This is a genomic window from Pedobacter sp. JY14-1 (assembly GCF_029269825.1).
GTDB lineage: Bacteria > Bacteroidota > Bacteroidia > Sphingobacteriales > Sphingobacteriaceae > Pedobacter.
Genome location: NZ_JARJHU010000008.1, coordinates 38,693 through 54,060, shown reverse-complemented (window position 1 = coordinate 54,060; position 15,368 = coordinate 38,693). Strand labels below are relative to the sequence as shown.

At 48.8% G+C, this 15,368-nt stretch carries 13 protein-coding genes; 2 read left to right on the top strand and 11 right to left on the bottom strand.

What is annotated here, in order from left to right; genetic code table 11:
• Positions 1 to 5: 5 nt before the first annotated feature.
• Genes P2W84_RS13860 through P2W84_RS13840 form a run of 5 tightly spaced genes read right to left on the bottom strand, consistent with a single transcriptional unit; the run spans position 6 to position 4,912 of the window.
• The gene (locus tag P2W84_RS13860; RefSeq protein WP_276090745.1) at positions 6 to 692 is read right to left on the bottom strand and encodes a DUF1080 domain-containing protein; all 687 of its coding nucleotides are present in this window, start codon (positions 690 to 692) and stop codon (positions 6 to 8) included.
• A 21-nt stretch (positions 693 to 713) separates the two neighbouring features.
• The gene (locus tag P2W84_RS13855) at positions 714 to 2,135 is read right to left on the bottom strand and encodes a Gfo/Idh/MocA family oxidoreductase (protein ID WP_276090744.1); all 1,422 of its coding nucleotides are present in this window, start codon (positions 2,133 to 2,135) and stop codon (positions 714 to 716) included.
• 27 nt (positions 2,136 to 2,162) lie between these two features.
• On the bottom strand, positions 2,163 to 2,675 hold the full coding sequence (locus P2W84_RS13850) for a c-type cytochrome (RefSeq protein ID WP_276090743.1): 513 nt from the start codon (positions 2,673 to 2,675) through the stop codon (positions 2,163 to 2,165).
• A 15-nt stretch (positions 2,676 to 2,690) separates the two neighbouring features.
• On the bottom strand, positions 2,691 to 3,746 hold the full coding sequence (locus P2W84_RS13845; protein WP_276090742.1) for a sugar phosphate isomerase/epimerase: 1,056 nt from the start codon (positions 3,744 to 3,746) through the stop codon (positions 2,691 to 2,693).
• Between the two features lie 5 nt (positions 3,747 to 3,751).
• Positions 3,752 to 4,912, bottom strand: coding sequence for a Gfo/Idh/MocA family oxidoreductase (locus tag P2W84_RS13840; protein ID WP_276090741.1), 1,161 nt, complete (start codon positions 4,910 to 4,912; stop codon positions 3,752 to 3,754).
• Positions 4,913 to 5,205: 293 nt separating this feature from the next.
• On the opposite strand from P2W84_RS13840, the gene P2W84_RS13835 reads away from it, so the two are divergent.
• Positions 5,206 to 6,150, top strand: a complete 945-nt coding sequence (locus P2W84_RS13835; RefSeq protein WP_276090740.1) for an NAD-dependent epimerase/dehydratase family protein — start codon at positions 5,206 to 5,208, stop codon at positions 6,148 to 6,150.
• A gap of 28 nt (positions 6,151 to 6,178) precedes the next feature.
• Complete coding sequence (locus P2W84_RS13830) at positions 6,179 to 6,904, top strand: YebC/PmpR family DNA-binding transcriptional regulator (protein WP_276090739.1); 726 nt, start codon at positions 6,179 to 6,181, stop codon at positions 6,902 to 6,904.
• Here P2W84_RS13830 and P2W84_RS13825 read toward each other — a convergent pair whose 3' ends face one another.
• From P2W84_RS13825 to P2W84_RS13800, 6 genes are read right to left on the bottom strand one after another with little or no spacing between them, the layout of a single operon-like run.
• Positions 6,905 to 7,690 carry a prolyl oligopeptidase family serine peptidase gene (locus P2W84_RS13825; protein WP_276090738.1) on the bottom strand — a complete coding sequence of 262 codons (786 nt, stop codon included), beginning with the start codon at positions 7,688 to 7,690 and terminating at the stop codon, positions 6,905 to 6,907.
• Between the two features lie 31 nt (positions 7,691 to 7,721).
• Positions 7,722 to 10,019: a beta-glucosidase BglX gene (gene bglX, locus P2W84_RS13820; protein WP_276090737.1), complete on the bottom strand. Its 2,298-nt coding sequence runs from the start codon at positions 10,017 to 10,019 to the stop codon at positions 7,722 to 7,724.
• A 6-nt stretch (positions 10,020 to 10,025) separates the two neighbouring features.
• Positions 10,026 to 10,691, bottom strand: coding sequence for a GDSL-type esterase/lipase family protein (locus P2W84_RS13815; protein ID WP_276090736.1), 666 nt, complete (start codon positions 10,689 to 10,691; stop codon positions 10,026 to 10,028).
• A 14-nt stretch (positions 10,692 to 10,705) separates the two neighbouring features.
• Positions 10,706 to 12,454 (bottom strand): family 43 glycosylhydrolase, encoded by a 1,749-nt coding sequence (locus tag P2W84_RS13810; RefSeq protein ID WP_276090735.1) that lies wholly within the window; start codon positions 12,452 to 12,454, stop codon positions 10,706 to 10,708.
• A 2-nt stretch (positions 12,455 to 12,456) separates the two neighbouring features.
• Entirely contained in the window at positions 12,457 to 13,824 is a 1,368-nt protein-coding gene (locus tag P2W84_RS13805) for a glucoamylase family protein (RefSeq protein WP_276090734.1), read from the bottom strand.
• A gap of 60 nt (positions 13,825 to 13,884) precedes the next feature.
• Entirely contained in the window at positions 13,885 to 15,366 is a 1,482-nt protein-coding gene (locus P2W84_RS13800; RefSeq protein WP_276090733.1) for a RagB/SusD family nutrient uptake outer membrane protein, read from the bottom strand.
• Positions 15,367 to 15,368 lie beyond the last annotated feature (2 nt).

The following is a 15,368-nucleotide window of genomic DNA, read 5'->3' as shown; positions in this document are numbered from 1 at the left end:
TTAATTTACAGTTCTTTGATCATTATGTTACGGTACCACACATTGTCCCCGTGGTCCTGCAGGGCAATTTTTCCGGACTTAAAGGCACCAAATCCTTCCCACTGTGCAAACTTGCTTTTGGCGACCAGGTCTTTCCAGCTCTGGTCCCACAAAGTAGTCTTTACTACGGTCACCCCATTGAGTTTCAGTTCAAGGTTGCCTTTGTTGGAAATTACTTCCGCCGTGTTCCATTCGCCGACAGGTTTTACAGGTTCCGAGCTGGCCTTAATGAGGTCATAAAGGTCGCCTGCACGGTGCTTCGTGATCTTGCCGTCCGGATGACCATCGTTGTCCAGGACCTGCATTTCCGGTCCGGTCATATAAGTTGCGCCGTACTTGGCCGCATCGTCCTGAACATAAAAAATGATCCCGCTGTTCGACTTGGGTGCTACCTTCCAGTCTACTTTCAGGTGAAAATTGCTGTAGGCTTTGTCCGTCACGAGATCTCCGCCTTCACCTTCTGCGGATGGATTGAAGTGGAGTATGCCATTTTCCACCTGCCATTTTGTGCTTGCTGCGGTTTGCCCGAAGGTATGCCATCCTTTTGTACTCTTTCCATCAAATAATTTCACAAAGCCTTTGCTTTGCGAATAAACAGTGCCATAACCCACCAGCAGGGTTATGGCACATGCAGTAAATATGCGCTTTTTCATTTGTTCTGTTTGCCATTTAGCTTACAAGGTCCAGCCTTCGCGGTACTGACGCTTAACAAACTGGTTCGCTTCATCGAAGTTGGTTACTTTCATATTGTCGTTATCCCACAGGTATTTTTTCTTGCCACCTTTCAGTGCATGTCCGCGAACGGCTAAGTTAGCCATCAGCAGTGCTTCTGTAAGCGGTCCTGCGATCTCGAACGAAGAACTCAGTTCTGTTTTTCCATAGCCTGCGATACAGCCTTCTACCCATTGTGCATAGTGGCCGTTCGCACCGCCCTGTACGCGCGCCCATTTTTGTTTTGCCTTCGCATCTTTTGTGCGTTCCTTAGGCAGCAGGGTAGGTGCATCTGAATAAGTGCTCGCGTACATTTTTCCCTTAGTACCAATGAACAGTGTTCCGTTACCTTCTTCGCCGCCCCATGGTTCGTCGGCTTTGAGCTCCACCGGTCTTTCAGGTTGAATGCCACCGTCCATCCAGTGCAGGGTAACGTCACCTTTGGTTTTCGCAGTTTTCGGGAAAGTCAGGGTAATATGGCTTGATGGCGGGCAACTCTCAGGGAAGAAACCTTGTTTGAACTCATCCACATAGACACTGCCTACGCTCGCCTGTACATCCTTTGCATAGCGGATGTCCAGTACACGGAAAGGAGCTTCTACCAGGTGACAGCCCATATCGCCGAGTGCACCTGTGCCGTAGTCCCACCATCCCCGCCAGTTGAATGGCACAAGTTTGTTAACGTAATCTTTGTAAGGAGCTGTTCCCAGCCAGAGGTCCCAGTCCAGTTCTTTTGGAACTTCAGCTTTACCAGCAGGCCATTGGATGCCTTGTGGCCATACCGGGCGGTTGGTCCAGCAGTAAACCGTATGTACATCTCCGATCAGTCCTGCATCATACCATTCCGATAGTAAGCGGGTACCGTCATTGGAGGCACCCTGGTTACCCATCTGGGTAACTACTTTATATTTTTTTGCAGCTTCAGTCAGCATGCGGGCCTCATAAATGTCATGAGTCAGTGGTTTCTGCACGTATACGTGCTTGCCTAGTTGCATGGCATGATACGCGATGATGGCGTGGTTATGGTCAGGTGTGGAAACCGATACGGCATCGAAGTTCTTAGACTCCTTGTCATACATTTCCCTCCAGTCCTTATAGTATTTCGCCTTAGGGAAATTCTTGCGTGAAGTTGCAGCCCTTCTGTCGTCAACGTCGCAAAGGAAGCCGATATCCGCCTTGCCGCTTTTCGCGAACATGGCAATGTCCGATTCCCCCTTGCCCCCGGCACCGACACCTGCAACGATCAGGCGGTCACTCGGTGCCAGGAAGCCTTTGCCTCCAAGTACGTGACGGGGCACGATCATAAATGCAGAAGCCGCAACGGCACCTGTTTTAAGAAAGCTACGTCTTGAAGTAGCATTCTGGTCTTTTTTTATTTGTTCCATGGCTCCATTTTAGTTTAAGTTCAGATGTTATTTTTTGAGGGAAAGTATATACTTTACCATCTCTTTGGCGTCAGTCTTGCTGAGTGCAGGGTGTGGGCTCATGGGTACTGCGCCCCATACACCAGCACCTCCATTGATGATCTTTTCAGCAAGCGCCTCAATGTTCGCGTCGTTAGCTTCGTATTTAGCTGCTACCGCTTTATAGGCAGGCCCTACGATCTTTTTGCTTACGTTGTGACAAGCCAGACAGTCAGATTTCTGGATCAGGCCTTCGCCCGCAAGTTTTTCCGGTTTGGGTGCCGGTGTTTCCGTAGCTGTGACAACCGGAGGACCGACTTTTGGTTCTGCAGATACTGCGGTAGCCGTGTCCGGCTTTGGCGCAGCCGCTGTATCGCCGGCCGGCTCCGAAGGGCCGGTGGTTTCAATTTTGCCATGGGCAGCTGAATCGGCAGAGGCCTTCATCGCGGCCCGTTCCTCAGGGCTGTGGCAGGATGCCCAGGCCAAGGCAACGCAGCTTAAGAACAATAGTGTTTTTTTCATGGTGTGCAGATATGTTTATTTTAAACCCAGAATCTTAGCGTTAAAATCGTCGTCACCGCCCGAGGCAGCAAAATCGTCAAAAGCTTTGTCAGTTACCTTGATGATGTGTTTTTTAATGAACTCGGCACCTTCAGCTGCGCCTACCTGCGCATCTTTGATGCAACATTCCCATTCCATAACCGCCCAGCCCTTATAGTCATACTGAGCCAGTTTGCTGAAGATGGTGCCAAAATCAACCTGTCCGTCGCCGGGTGAGCGGTACCTGCCGGCGCGGTCTGCCCAACTCTGATAGCCGCCAAAAGTACCCTGTCTTCCCGTTGGGTTAAATTCCGAGTCCTTTACATGGAACGCCTTAATGCGTTCATGATAAAAATCAATATACTGGATATAATCCAGTTGCTGTAATACAAAGTGGGAAGGATCATAGAGCAGGCAGGCACGTGGGTGATTATTTACCTTTTCCAGGAACATTTCGTAAGTGATGCCATCAAACAAGTCCTCACCTGGATGGATCTCATAGCAGACATCTACACCGCAGCGGTCAAATTCATCCAGGATTGGAGTCCATCGTTTTGCCAGTTCCGTAAAACCGGCATCTACCAGACCCGCCGGACGCTGCGGCCAGGGATGGAACATGTGCCACAATAACGATCCGCTGAAAGTAGCATGTGCGTTCAACCCAAGGTTCTGTGAAGCCTGCGCCGCATATTTCATCTGCTGCACCGCCCATTCCGTTCTTGCCTTTGGATTATTACGAAACTGCTCCGGCGCAAAAGCATCAAAAGCCAGGTCATAGGCCGGATGTACCGCCACTAATTGCCCCTGCAGGTGAGTAGAAAGCTCAGTGATTTCCAGTCCGTGCACCGCTATCCTGCCTTTAAGCTCATCTGCATAGGTCTTACTCTCGGCAGCTTTCTGCAGATCGATAAAGCGGCTGTCCAGAGTTGGCATCTGTATGCCTTTGAAACCAAGACTTGCTGCCCATTCGCAGATTGAATCTAAAGAGTTAAAAGGCGCCTCATCGCTGATGAACTGCGCCAGGAATACTCCGGGTCCTTTAAGTGTAGTCATGCTGATTAAACGTTAAAATCAAACCATTTTTGATCGGACTGGCTTGAAGCCACCACATTATCGATAAAGGCCATACCCCTGACACCGTCTTCTACCCTTGGGAAATCCAGCGCCGCTTCAGCAGGTTCCGTACCATGTATCTTCGCAGAAACTGTCAGCGCAAAGTTGCGGTATATGTTCGCGAAAGCTTCCAGATAGCCTTCAGGGTGGCCTCCCGGTACGCGAAGGTTATGTTTTGCAACATCAGAAAGATAGGCCTGTCCTGCGCGGTAAACCTGTGCAGGTTCGTTCAGCCATTTTACCAGTAATGTATTTGGTTCCTGCTGGTTCCATTCCAGACCTCCTTTTTCTCCGTACACACGGATCTTTAATGCATTTTCTTCTCCTGCGGCAACCTGTGAAGCAGAGAGCACACCACTTGCGCCGTTGTCAAAGCGCAACAGCACATTGCCATCATCATCCAGAGCCCTTCCCGCTACCAGTATATTAAGGTCGGCACACAACTTTGTAATCTTAAGTCCTGAAATATACTCCGCAAGCTGGGCAGCGTGAGTGCCGATATCGCCCATACATCCGCTTTTTCCACTTTTCTTGGGGTCTGTGCGCCATGCAGCCTGTGCATTTCCCTCCCTTTCGGTCAGGGTACTCAGCCAGCCCTGAGGATATTCTACCATGATCTTCCTGATCTTGCCGAATTTGCCGTCTTTCACCATCTGGCGGGCCTGTTTTACCATTGGGTAGCCAGAATAAGTATGGGTAAGGCAAAGGATAAGGCCGGTTTCCTCTACTTTTTTCTGCAATTGCTTCGCTTCGTCAAGTGAGAGCGCAATCGGTTTTTCGATCACCACATTAAAGCCATTTTCCAGTGCCAGCATGGCAGGGCCAAAATGAGCGAAGTTCGGTGTAACGATCGTTACAAAATCAATACGCTGATCAGCGGGCAGTTTGCTTTCTTTTTCGATCATTTCCTCGTAGTTCAGATAGATTCTGTCTTCAGGAAGGAAAAGCATTTCACCGGATTCCTTAGCGATTTCCGGATTGATGCTCAAAGCTCCGCAGCAAAGTTCAATTTGCCCGTCAATGTTCGCGGCAATGCGGTGAACAGCGCCGATAAATGCGTCTTTGCCACCGCCAACCATGCCCATTCTGATTTTTCTAGTCTTCATGTGTTGTGTTATAGATTAATTTCTAATTCATTTGAATACCCGTTCCATGTGCTGTCACTGATCTCTAAATGACCGGAAAAACGAGTGCATTTTCAATATTTGGTTATAATTTTCAGTGTGTGTGCCGTTGTATTTCTGCACCGTAATATTAAGAAAAAAATAAACGGTTAGTGTTTCAGATACACAATTAAAGTAAATATATAATGTTTTTGTTACTTTAACAATCCGCTTCAATTGATCACTCGGGAAGTATATCTGATAATTTAATTAAATTTGCCCAAACCGCGGTATTTATGACTGAGAAGCTAATCGTTTTAGGATCCAACGGACAGATCGGCACGGAGCTGGTCACCGCCTTGCGCAAACTGTATGGGGAAGAGCATGTTGTTGCCTGTGATATCAGGCGGCCAGACTATGACATGAAGAACTCGGGTCCTTTTGAATTTGTCAATGTGCTGGAAAAGGACACACTGAACCATATCTTTAAAAAATATAAGCCCACACAGGTTTATTTACTTGCCGCACTGCTTTCTGCTACGGGAGAGCAGAATCCGAAGCTGGCCTGGGACCTCAATATGAACGGGCTGCTGAACATCCTGGACCTGGCGATCGCCTACGGGACTTCAAAAGTCTACTGGCCAAGCTCCATTGCAGCCTTCGGCCCAAACTCACCTAAAAACAATACCCCACAATTCTGTATCATGGATCCGAATACCGTATATGGAATCAGCAAGCTCGCCGGTGAACGCTGGTGTGAATATTATTTTCATAAATACGGGCTGGATGTAAGGAGTATCCGCTACCCGGGGCTCATCAGCTGGAAGGCGGCGCCTGGTGGGGGAACCACAGACTATGCAATCCATATTTTCCACGATGCGTTAAAAAAGGGCAGCTATACTTCCTTTCTCAACGCTGAAACCGAACTACCGATGATGTACATGGACGATGCGATCAGGGGTACGATAGAATTGATGAATGCAGAGGCGCACAAGATCAATATCCGCTCCAGCTATAATTTCGCAGGGGTCAGTTTTACGCCGGAAATACTCGCCGGCGAGATCAGGCAGCACCTTCCGGAATTTAAACTGGAATATAAGGAACATGATCCGCGGCAGGAAATAGCAGACAGCTGGCCAAAGTCCATTGACGATAGCCATGCAACCCGGGACTGGGGCTGGAAACCGGCATACGACCTGTCCCGTATGACGGTGGATATGCTGAATAACTTAAAAAGCTAAAAAGAAAGACAAATATAAAACCGAGATAATGGGAAGAGCATTTGAATTCAGAAAGGAAAGAAAATTCAAGCGTTGGGCCAAAATGGCCGTACAGTTTACCAGGATAGGCAAGGAGATCGTAATCGCCGTAAAAGACGGCGGACCCAGCCCTGATACCAACTCAAGGCTGCGTACCGCCATCCAGAACGCCAAGGCAGTGAACATGCCTAAAGACCGCGTAGATGCGGCAATCAAGAGGGCCTCCAATAAAGACGAAAAAGGTTATGAAGAACACGTTTATGAAGGTTACGCGCAGCATGGTGTAGCGGTGCTTATTGAAACGGCCACCGACAATACCAACCGTACTGTCGCTAACGTCCGGAGCTATTTTAACAAGACCGGCGGTACACTGGGCAAGACCGGATCGCTTGATTTTATTTTCAACCGCAAATCGATATTCCGTTTTGTGCCCGGAGACAAAGACCTGGAAGAACTGGAACTGGAACTGATCGACTTCGGTCTGGAAGAACTTTACCTGGAAGCAGACGAAGAGGGAAATGACGTAGCGGTAGTACAAACTGCTTTTGAAGATTTTGGCAGGATGCAAAAGGCGCTGGAAGACCTTGGTGTCGAAATGAAAAGCGCCAAACTGGAACGCATTTCACTTTCAACTACGGCTGTTACCGAAGAGCAGGCCGCCGATGTGCTGAAACTCATTGACAAGCTCGAGGAAGACGATGATGTACAGGCCGTATATCACAATATGGCAGAATAATTATTTGTGGTTGCCGAACAACCACGGCAATAGTTCGGGCTCTGCAAATGCAGAGTCCCAGCTATTGTGATTGGCTTCAGGATATAAAGTCAGTTTAGGTGTTTCTCCAAGAACAGTAAGCTGGTCAGCTATGGCAGTAGATAAGCTTACAGGCACTACGTCATCCTTTTCCCCGTGAAAGATCCACAGGGGCGTCTTCGCATATTTTTTCACGTTCGCAACATTATCGCCGCCACAGATGGCAAATGCCGCGGCAAAAGTATTGCGCTTGCGTCTCAGCAGCTCAAGTGTTCCCATCCCGCCCATGGAAAGCCCGCCCACATATACCCGGCTTCTGTCTATATAAGGTTTCTCCAGGAAATCATCGATCATTCCCAGCAGTGCCTGCATTGATCTGGTTGGCTTTCCGCCCGTTAGAAACTCAAAAAACCGCTTGCCCTCCATGTCCGATTTAATGTTCACATTGGACCAGAAACTGTCGCTGCTGCATTGCGGGAATACCACGATTGCCGGAAATTGCTTTCGGACTGAGGGCTTTAAAAACAACTTTCCACCATTGGACAACTGTTTCGCATTGTCATTGCCCCGCTCACCGGAACCATGAAGGAAAAAGACGATCGGATAGAGCTGTTTAGGGTTGAAATTCTCCGGGAAAAGAATTCGGTAATAAATGGTGTCCTTACCATCAATGTAATTTCCCCTGTCATATTTTGACAGGTCCTGCGCAGTCACATTCATCGTTAAAGTCAGCATCAGCAGGAGAGCGGTCCATTTAAATCTTTTCATGTCCCTAAAATAGCAAATTACCTGACATCAGCTATAGTGAGAAGGTAAATTGGGAAGTCAGGACATCTCTTGAATTTCCACCGATAAATACCTTGAAATCGCCCGGTTCTGCTACATATTTCAACGCTGAGTTGTAAAACTTCAGGTCTGTGGCACTGATCTTAAAGCTGACCACCTTACTTTCACCCGGTTCCAGGCTGATCTTTTGAAAACCCTTGAGTTGTTTTACAGGCCGGGTAGAACTGCCCACCAGATCCTGCAGGTAGAGCTGAACGATCTCCTTTCCTGCTTTATCTCCGGTGTTCTTTACCGTTACACTGGCTGTTATTGACTGGCCTGCCTTAAAGTTCCTGCCGTTCAATACCAGGTTGCTGTAACCAAATGTGGTATAGCTCAGCCCATAGCCAAAAGGATAAAGTGGTTCGTTGCTTACATCAAGGTAATTGGAACGGAACTTAGAGAACCACATGCCTTCCCCGAGCGGTCTGCCGGTATTTTTGTGGCTGTAATATAACGGGATCTGTCCCACGTTCTGCGGAAACGTAGTGGTCAGTTTCCCGGAAGGGTTCACATCACCAAATACTACATCGGTAATGGCTTTGGCCGCTTCAGTACCGCCGAACCATACGTTCAGTATAGCAGGTACGTTTGCCTGTTCCCAGGTCAGTACCAGCGGCCTTCCGCTAAAGAGCACCAGTACTACGGGTTTGCCCGTCCTTAACAAAGCATGCAGCAGTCTGCGTTGTACATCCGGTAATTCCAGGTTGGTCCTGCTGGATGACTCGCCGCTCATTTCCGAGCTTTCACCCAATGCGGCGATCACCACATCCGATTTTTTTGCAATATCCACGGCTTCGCTGATGATTTCTTCTTCCGGACGGTTGTCCCTTGGAATGTCTCGTCCAAACATCGTCGCTCTTTTCTGGTAAGCGGTATCGGAAACCAGGTTAGATCCAAGGCTGTGCAATACCTTCACATGGCTTCCCAGAACTTCCTGCATTCCCTGCAGCAGCGATTTTGTATTCACCAGGTCACTGTTCACACTCCAGGTACCCGGCATATTCGGGCCTGTATCGGCCAATGGGCCAATCAGTGCTACAGTGCCCGATTTTTTCAAAGGCAGTAGGTTCTTGTCATTTTTCAGCAATACGAAGGACTGTCCGGCGACTTCCCGTGCAAAGGTGAGGTGTTCAGGTTTCAGGATTTCTGTCCTCGCTCTTTCTTCATCGCAATAGCGGAAAGGATCTTCGAACAGTCCAAGTTTATATTTTGCTTCCAGCACCAGCCGGCAGGCTCGGTCGATCTGCTGAATGGTCACCTTGCCTTCTTTCAGCGATTTTTTCAGCGTGGTCAGAAAACCTTCACCTACCATATCCATATCCACACCAGCATTCAGGGAAAGGGCAGACACCGTTTGCAAGTCACCCAACCCATGATCAATCAGCTCGTTCACCGCGGTATAATCAGTTACGACAAAGCCATTAAATCCCCATTGTTTGCGCAATAAATCGGTCATCAGCCATTTGTTAGCTGTTGCAGGCACCCCGTTGATGTCATTAAAAGAAGTCATGACGCTTCCCGCCCCGGCATCAATAGCTGCCTTGTATGGCGGCAGATATTCGTTATACATGCGGTCCAGGCTCATATCGGTGGTATTGTAGTCCCGTCCGGCCTCTGCGGCTCCGTATAATGCAAAATGCTTGACACAAGCCATCATCGTATTGTATTTCGATAAATCATCGCCCTGGTAGCCACGTACCATCGCCTTTGCGATCTCCGAACCCAGGTAGGTATCCTCTCCGGAGCCTTCGGATATCCTTCCCCAGCGAGGGTCCCTGGATACATCTACCATAGGTGAAAAAGTCCAGTTCAGGCCATCTGCCGTCGCTTCTATCGCAGCTATCCTGGCGGTTCGCTGAATCAGCGGCAGGTCCCAGGTACAGGAAAGACCTAAAGGAATCGGGAATGTCGTTTTATAACCATGTATCACATCCTGTCCGAAAATAATCGGAATCTTCAACCTGGTCTGTGTTACTGCAATCTCCTGCGCCTTCCTGATCCTGGCAGGCGTGGTCAGGCTGAAAATGCCACCCACTTGTCCGTTTTTTATCTTTACTTCCACGTTTGTGCTCACCGCAGCACCCGTCGTCGCTTCACCGCCCGTCAGCAGGTTCAATTGACCGATCTTCTCGTCAACCGTCATTTTCGCCATCAGGCCACCGATAAAAGTGTTCATCTTCTGACTGGCAGTACTCACTGGTTTTTTCTGCGCAAACAGCGCAGTCGCGTTAAACAGAATGGTAAGTAAAAATAAGTGGGTAGCTTTCATATATTTTTATTTCTTTTTTAAATAGGGGGTGATGGCCTTCACCCAGATTTCATAACCCGCAGGTCGCATGTGCAGCATGTCCTCCCGGAACAGTTCCGGACGCATTTTTCCGTTACTGTCCAGCATCTTAGAGGTAATGTCGATATAGGCGGCATTTTTTTGTTTCGACAGGTAGTCCCTGATCAGGCCGTTAGCCTTAAGCACTTCCGATGAAAATTTCTCCCTGGAAGGACTTAGTTTCATCGAAACATAGGCGATGGCCGTCTTGGGCAGATGGTTACGGATATTGCTGAACAGTATCTTAAAATTCTCTGATGTCTGTTCAGCGGAAATACCGGATGCAATATCATTCTCTCCACTGTAGATGACTACCTGGCGCGGCTTGTATTTCAGGACCAGGTCTTCGAGGTATTCATTGGCCTGGGGAATAACAGATCCGCCAAAACCCCTGTTGATCACGTTGTAATCTTTATAGACTGTTTCCAGGTCGCCCCACATCCGTATAGAGGAACTGCCCGTAAAAACGATGCCGCCGGGAGCAGGCATTGCCACACTGTCCTTTTTGCGGAACTGCTGGATCTCATTCCAGAATGGTTTGGTCTGCGCAAAAGCAGGAGCAGATAAACTGACTAAGGCGACAAAGAAAATACGGAATAACAAATTGTGTTTCATTTTATGATTTGGTTTTAGTTTACGGTAGCCATGCTGCTACGGGCTGATACCCCGTTTTCATTAATGGCTTCCGCGCTAAAATAATAAGTTTTGTTTTTATCCATTCCTTTAAACCAGTAGTCGTTGTCACCGTATACCATGATACAGTTATATAGTTTATCTGGTTCAGTACCGATGTAGATATTTACGGCGTATGCGTCGTCTGGCTTCTTCCATTTGATCCAGGCACTGCGTTTATCAGTTTCCGTCCGCAACACCGTAAAATCCGCTATGGGCGCCGGTTTCGACTTTCCACCCTTACCAAATACGCGCAGTCCGCTGATGGCGAATTTTCCGGTTGGCATATGTATGTTCTCCAATTTAACAAAGCGCGCATTCACGGGCTTTTCAAGCTCGACATAATCATGTGGCACGTCCGTTTTGTTCCGGCTCTTATCGGCAAGTATCCGCCAGTTTTTTCCGTCCGCAGAGTGCCATAGCCGGTACTGATGGTAAATGCCTTGTTGTTTGCCCAGAAACTCGGCATCCTGGTCAGCGTAGTTGATCTGTACCGCACGTATCTCCGAAAGCATACCAAGATCAGAAATGATCCATTCTCCCTTATCCGCAGAAGCTGCACTCCAATAGGTTTTGATGTCTTCATCTACTGCATAGTTCGCAGTATAGCCTCCCAGGGTAGACGATACCTGCACCGGCTTATTGTAATTCAGCAGCATCCATCCGGTAAAGCCGCTTTTCAGATGGTCCGCGGGGCCATCAGGCAGGTAGTGCGGATAATCACCAAAAGCCGCGTCCATATACAGCACATCGTCTTTGTCAAAGCCCGCAGGCCAAATCCCCAGCCGCCGCTCAAAATTATTTTTGACGGAAACCACTACCGTAGACACGTGCCAGTAGTTTTTCCATTTATCCTGATAAGTAGCTCCGTGTCCGGCACCTCTTGCAAATCCGCCGGGCTTATAGGAAAAAGGCATGGATTGATGTTCAAAAGGACCCAGCGGTGTTTCACCTATCGCCACCCCGTCTGCATAGCCGCTGAACTCCGTACCCGGAGCCCCGTATTGCAGGTAGTATTTTCCGTTATGCCTGTTCATCCAGGCTCCCTCCATAAAGGGCTTTAAAAAGGTATTGTCCAGATGTGCTCCGAAACGCTGCCATCCGAACCGGTCAGGATCGAGCAACAGCAGTTCTTTTCTGGTACCTACCGGTTGAAATGTCTTCCTGTCCAGTTCGATACCATACAAAGGGTACACATTGCTGCTGCCATTGTACATGTAGAGCCTGCCATCCTCGTCTACGAAATGTGCAGGGTCCCAGCCGCCGATCCCGAATTCATGTACTGCCTCTTTCCATTCATTGTTTTTCGGATCAGTACTCATCCATATCGGGAAGTTCCTGCTGTAGGTAGAGCCGAAGACCAGCATGGTATCGCCCTGGACCCATACAGAGGGAGCGCAAAGATCGTCGTATACCTTATGTTCGGGCCTCAGAAAGTGTCGAGGGACAAATTTCCAGTTGTACATATCACTGCTCCACCAGTAACCCCATTGGTTTGTCGAAAAGAGGTAATAGTCATCTTTATAGGTCACCATCACCGGATCTGCCGTAGCACGGTGTCTGCCCTGTCTGGAAAAATCCGGTATTGGCGTATAGCCATAGTCCAGGTTAACCGGGTTGCAATAGGTCATTTGCTTTTGCTGGGCAGCAAGATCAAATGCTGTCAGTATCAGTAAACCCAGAAGAATTTGTCTGATCCGGTCCATCTTTATTTTCCGATTGCAGGACTCTCAAAGCCCAGTTTCTTTAATCCGGCCTGCACTTCAGGACAGCTCATAAACAACTTCCAGAGCAAGCCGCTCCTGTAATTCTCAATCATCACAATGATTGGCCCCTGGTCTATGGCCAGGTGCGATTTTGCATACCAGTTATGCGATTCACTGAAAGCATCCACAAACCCATACTGGCTCCAGAGCTTATCGCCCAGGTCAAAATAGAAATGCTTCAGGGCTTCCATGGAATATTCCGGGGTATAAGGAAATGCAGACAAAGCTGCGGTAGGTGTGATTACGCCAAGGTCTTCATTTGGCGAATGCGCAGCGTAACCCTGCCAACTGTCACTGGCGGTCAGGCCCCAGCTGTTGGAGCCGTAACCTTTGTAGTTTTTAGGATTAGCCAGCACATAAGCACGGTTTACAAGTGTGTGGTTTTTATTTTGTTCCCAGTAATCTGCGTACTGGTCTTTCAGGCCTCTTGGATCGAGCCCCAGGAAGGAATAGTGCGAAAAAAACAAGGGGCCGCCGTTGTCAAAGCCCAGGGGCAGCTTGTATCCGTAAAATTCCCTGCCATTGATAAAGAAATTACTTTGCGCCCAGCCCCTGTGGTATACCGAAGCCGGTACCGGATACCTGGTTCCCGAAGCCGCCAGTACATAGGTGATCAGGCATTCGTTGTAACCGCGAAGCGGAAAGTTCATGGCCCAGTCATTGTTCGGACTCCAGTGCCAGTATAATACTTCCTGACCACCCCGGGTAAACCAGTCCCATTCAATGTCGTTCCATAACCAGTTGATACGGCCGCGCAGTTCATTTTCAACCGGATTGTCCGCATTGAAATACTGCCTTGCGGTCAGCAGGCCCTGGAACAGAAAGGAAGTCTCCACAAGATCGGCACCATCGTCTTTGCGGCTAAAAGGGATCGTTTTACCAGTAGCCCCGTCGAGCCAGTGCGGGAATACGCCATGATAAGCGTCTGCCTTACCCAGGAAGTTCACCATTTTCAGCAGAAAGCGGGCAGCGGTGTCGCGTGTGATCCACTTGCGGTCTGCGGCTACAATAGTGGCCATGATTCCGAAGCCTGTGCCGCCGGTGGTCGTCACTTCATGGCCATAGTTAAAGGAGGTATTGCTGCGTTCCCTGGCCAGTCCGCTTACCGGGTGGGCAAAATCCCAGAAATACCTGAAGGTCTGTTTCTGGACCAGGTCCAGTAATTGCGTATCGCTTAGATTCTTATCAATCTTCAGTTCAGGTTTAATGGTGTTACTTGCCGGTTTGCCAGACTGGGCCTTGGCGCAGGCTGTAAACAGGCAGCCACAGGCCATTAAAAGGACGGTAATTTTTTTGTAGCAGTAGATCATGGAATTCGGTTAAGGGGTTGCCCGGCAAGCCAGGGCAACCCCAAAATAACAAATAAAAACCTAGTTGTACCCGGGATTCTGGGTCAGTTTGCCACCGCTCAGGTCAATTTCGGTAGCAGGGATCGGCCAAACCTCGTTTTTGTTCGCTTTCCAGCCTTTAGGCCCGAATACCTGTGCGGCCCGACCCTGGCGGATCACGTCAAAGTACCTGTCGTTTTCCATCGCAAGTTCTACCTGCCTTTCATGCCAGATCGCGTTGCGCAGCTCGGTTTTGTCATTAGTGGTCACATCAGGCAGGATGTTCGGATTGCCGCCCCTGGCACGTTGCCTTACCCGGTTGAGTGAAGATTTGGCCTGAGCAGGATCACCCAGTTCATTGGCCGCTTCCGCATTCATCAGCAGAATATCTGCAAAGCGCAATACCCTGATGTTTTGTTGTGCGCCTTCGTTATAGCCGGAAACGTACAAGCTGAAAGGCACATAAGATTTCTGGTTGTACCTTTCATTAGGAACGGTAGTAGGAATGACATCGCCCTGAGGAGTGGTTTCACCTCTGAAAATGATGGTTGCATCTCTTCTGGGGTCACCTGGTTCAAACGCATCGGCCAGTGCCTGTGACGGTGTGTTGAAACCCCAGCCGCCACCTCTTACACCGGCAACACCCTGCACCTGACTGTACTGGGAGTTTGAAGCAGCCGAGTTTCCGATCAGCAGTTCTGCCTGGATCTCAAATACCGATTCAATATTGTTTTCGTTTTCCGTGCGGAATCCTTTTTCAAAGTTGGGGAACAGGTCATAACCCAATCCCATAACCTGGTTGGTAAAGGAAAGCACATCATTCCATTTCTGCTGGTACATGGCTACCTTCGCATGCAGGCCAAGGGCAGCACCTTTAGTAGCCCTGCCTTTATTATCGGCATCATAAGATGGTGGCAATACCGAAGCAGCTTCGGTCAGGTCCTTTTCGATCTGGGCATACACCTCGGTTTTTTCAGCCTGCGGAATGTTATACTCCGTAGGGTCCTTTGGTTCATGCAATCTAAGTGGCACACGCCCGTATGCCCGGACCAACCTAAAATAAGAGTAAGCCCTTACAAACTTAGCTTCTGCAATATATCTCGATTTCAGATTTTCATCCATGGCGATCTTCGGAATGCTGTCGATTGCCTGGTTACAGAGTTTGATGTTCTGGTACTGACCGTTCCAGAAGCCCTGCAAAGAGCCCTGTGTAGAAGTAACGGTAAACGTATCGAACAGGTTGAAGAAAGTAGCGTCCGTTGGCGTACTTCCCTTATCTGCTTCGTCAGCCCCGGTACTTTCAATGACTATGGCATTAAAGGCAACATTGTCCCAGCTGCGCAATTTGGCGTAAACTGCATTTACCGCCTTGTCCGCGTCTTCAGCGGTTTTCCAGAATGCGGTTTCCGGTTGTTGCGCCTGCGGCGGAACATTCAGAAAATCTTTTTTACAGGAAGCCGTAAGCAGCATGACGCCAAGAGCAGTAACGGCTAAGCAAGACTGTATATTGATATGTGTTTTCATTG

Coding starts and splice junctions, on each gene's coding strand:
- P2W84_RS13835 (WP_276090740.1), top strand. CDS start 5,206: ATGACTGAGAAGCTAATCGTTTTAGGATCCAACGGACAGATCGGCACG.
- P2W84_RS13830 (WP_276090739.1), top strand. CDS start 6,179: ATGGGAAGAGCATTTGAATTCAGAAAGGAAAGAAAATTCAAGCGTTGG.
- P2W84_RS13855 (WP_276090744.1), bottom strand. CDS start 2,135: ATGGAACAAATAAAAAAAGACCAGAATGCTACTTCAAGACGTAGCTTT.
- P2W84_RS13800 (WP_276090733.1), bottom strand. CDS start 15,366: ATGAAAACACATATCAATATACAGTCTTGCTTAGCCGTTACTGCTCTT.
- bglX (WP_276090737.1), bottom strand. CDS start 10,019: ATGAAAGCTACCCACTTATTTTTACTTACCATTCTGTTTAACGCGACT.
- P2W84_RS13840 (WP_276090741.1), bottom strand. CDS start 4,912: ATGAAGACTAGAAAAATCAGAATGGGCATGGTTGGCGGTGGCAAAGAC.
- P2W84_RS13825 (WP_276090738.1), bottom strand. CDS start 7,690: ATGAAAAGATTTAAATGGACCGCTCTCCTGCTGATGCTGACTTTAACG.
- P2W84_RS13815 (WP_276090736.1), bottom strand. CDS start 10,691: ATGAAACACAATTTGTTATTCCGTATTTTCTTTGTCGCCTTAGTCAGT.
- P2W84_RS13805 (WP_276090734.1), bottom strand. CDS start 13,824: ATGATCTACTGCTACAAAAAAATTACCGTCCTTTTAATGGCCTGTGGC.
- P2W84_RS13845 (WP_276090742.1), bottom strand. CDS start 3,746: ATGACTACACTTAAAGGACCCGGAGTATTCCTGGCGCAGTTCATCAGC.
- P2W84_RS13810 (WP_276090735.1), bottom strand. CDS start 12,454: ATGGACCGGATCAGACAAATTCTTCTGGGTTTACTGATACTGACAGCA.
- P2W84_RS13850 (WP_276090743.1), bottom strand. CDS start 2,675: ATGAAAAAAACACTATTGTTCTTAAGCTGCGTTGCCTTGGCCTGGGCA.
- P2W84_RS13860 (WP_276090745.1), bottom strand. CDS start 692: ATGAAAAAGCGCATATTTACTGCATGTGCCATAACCCTGCTGGTGGGT.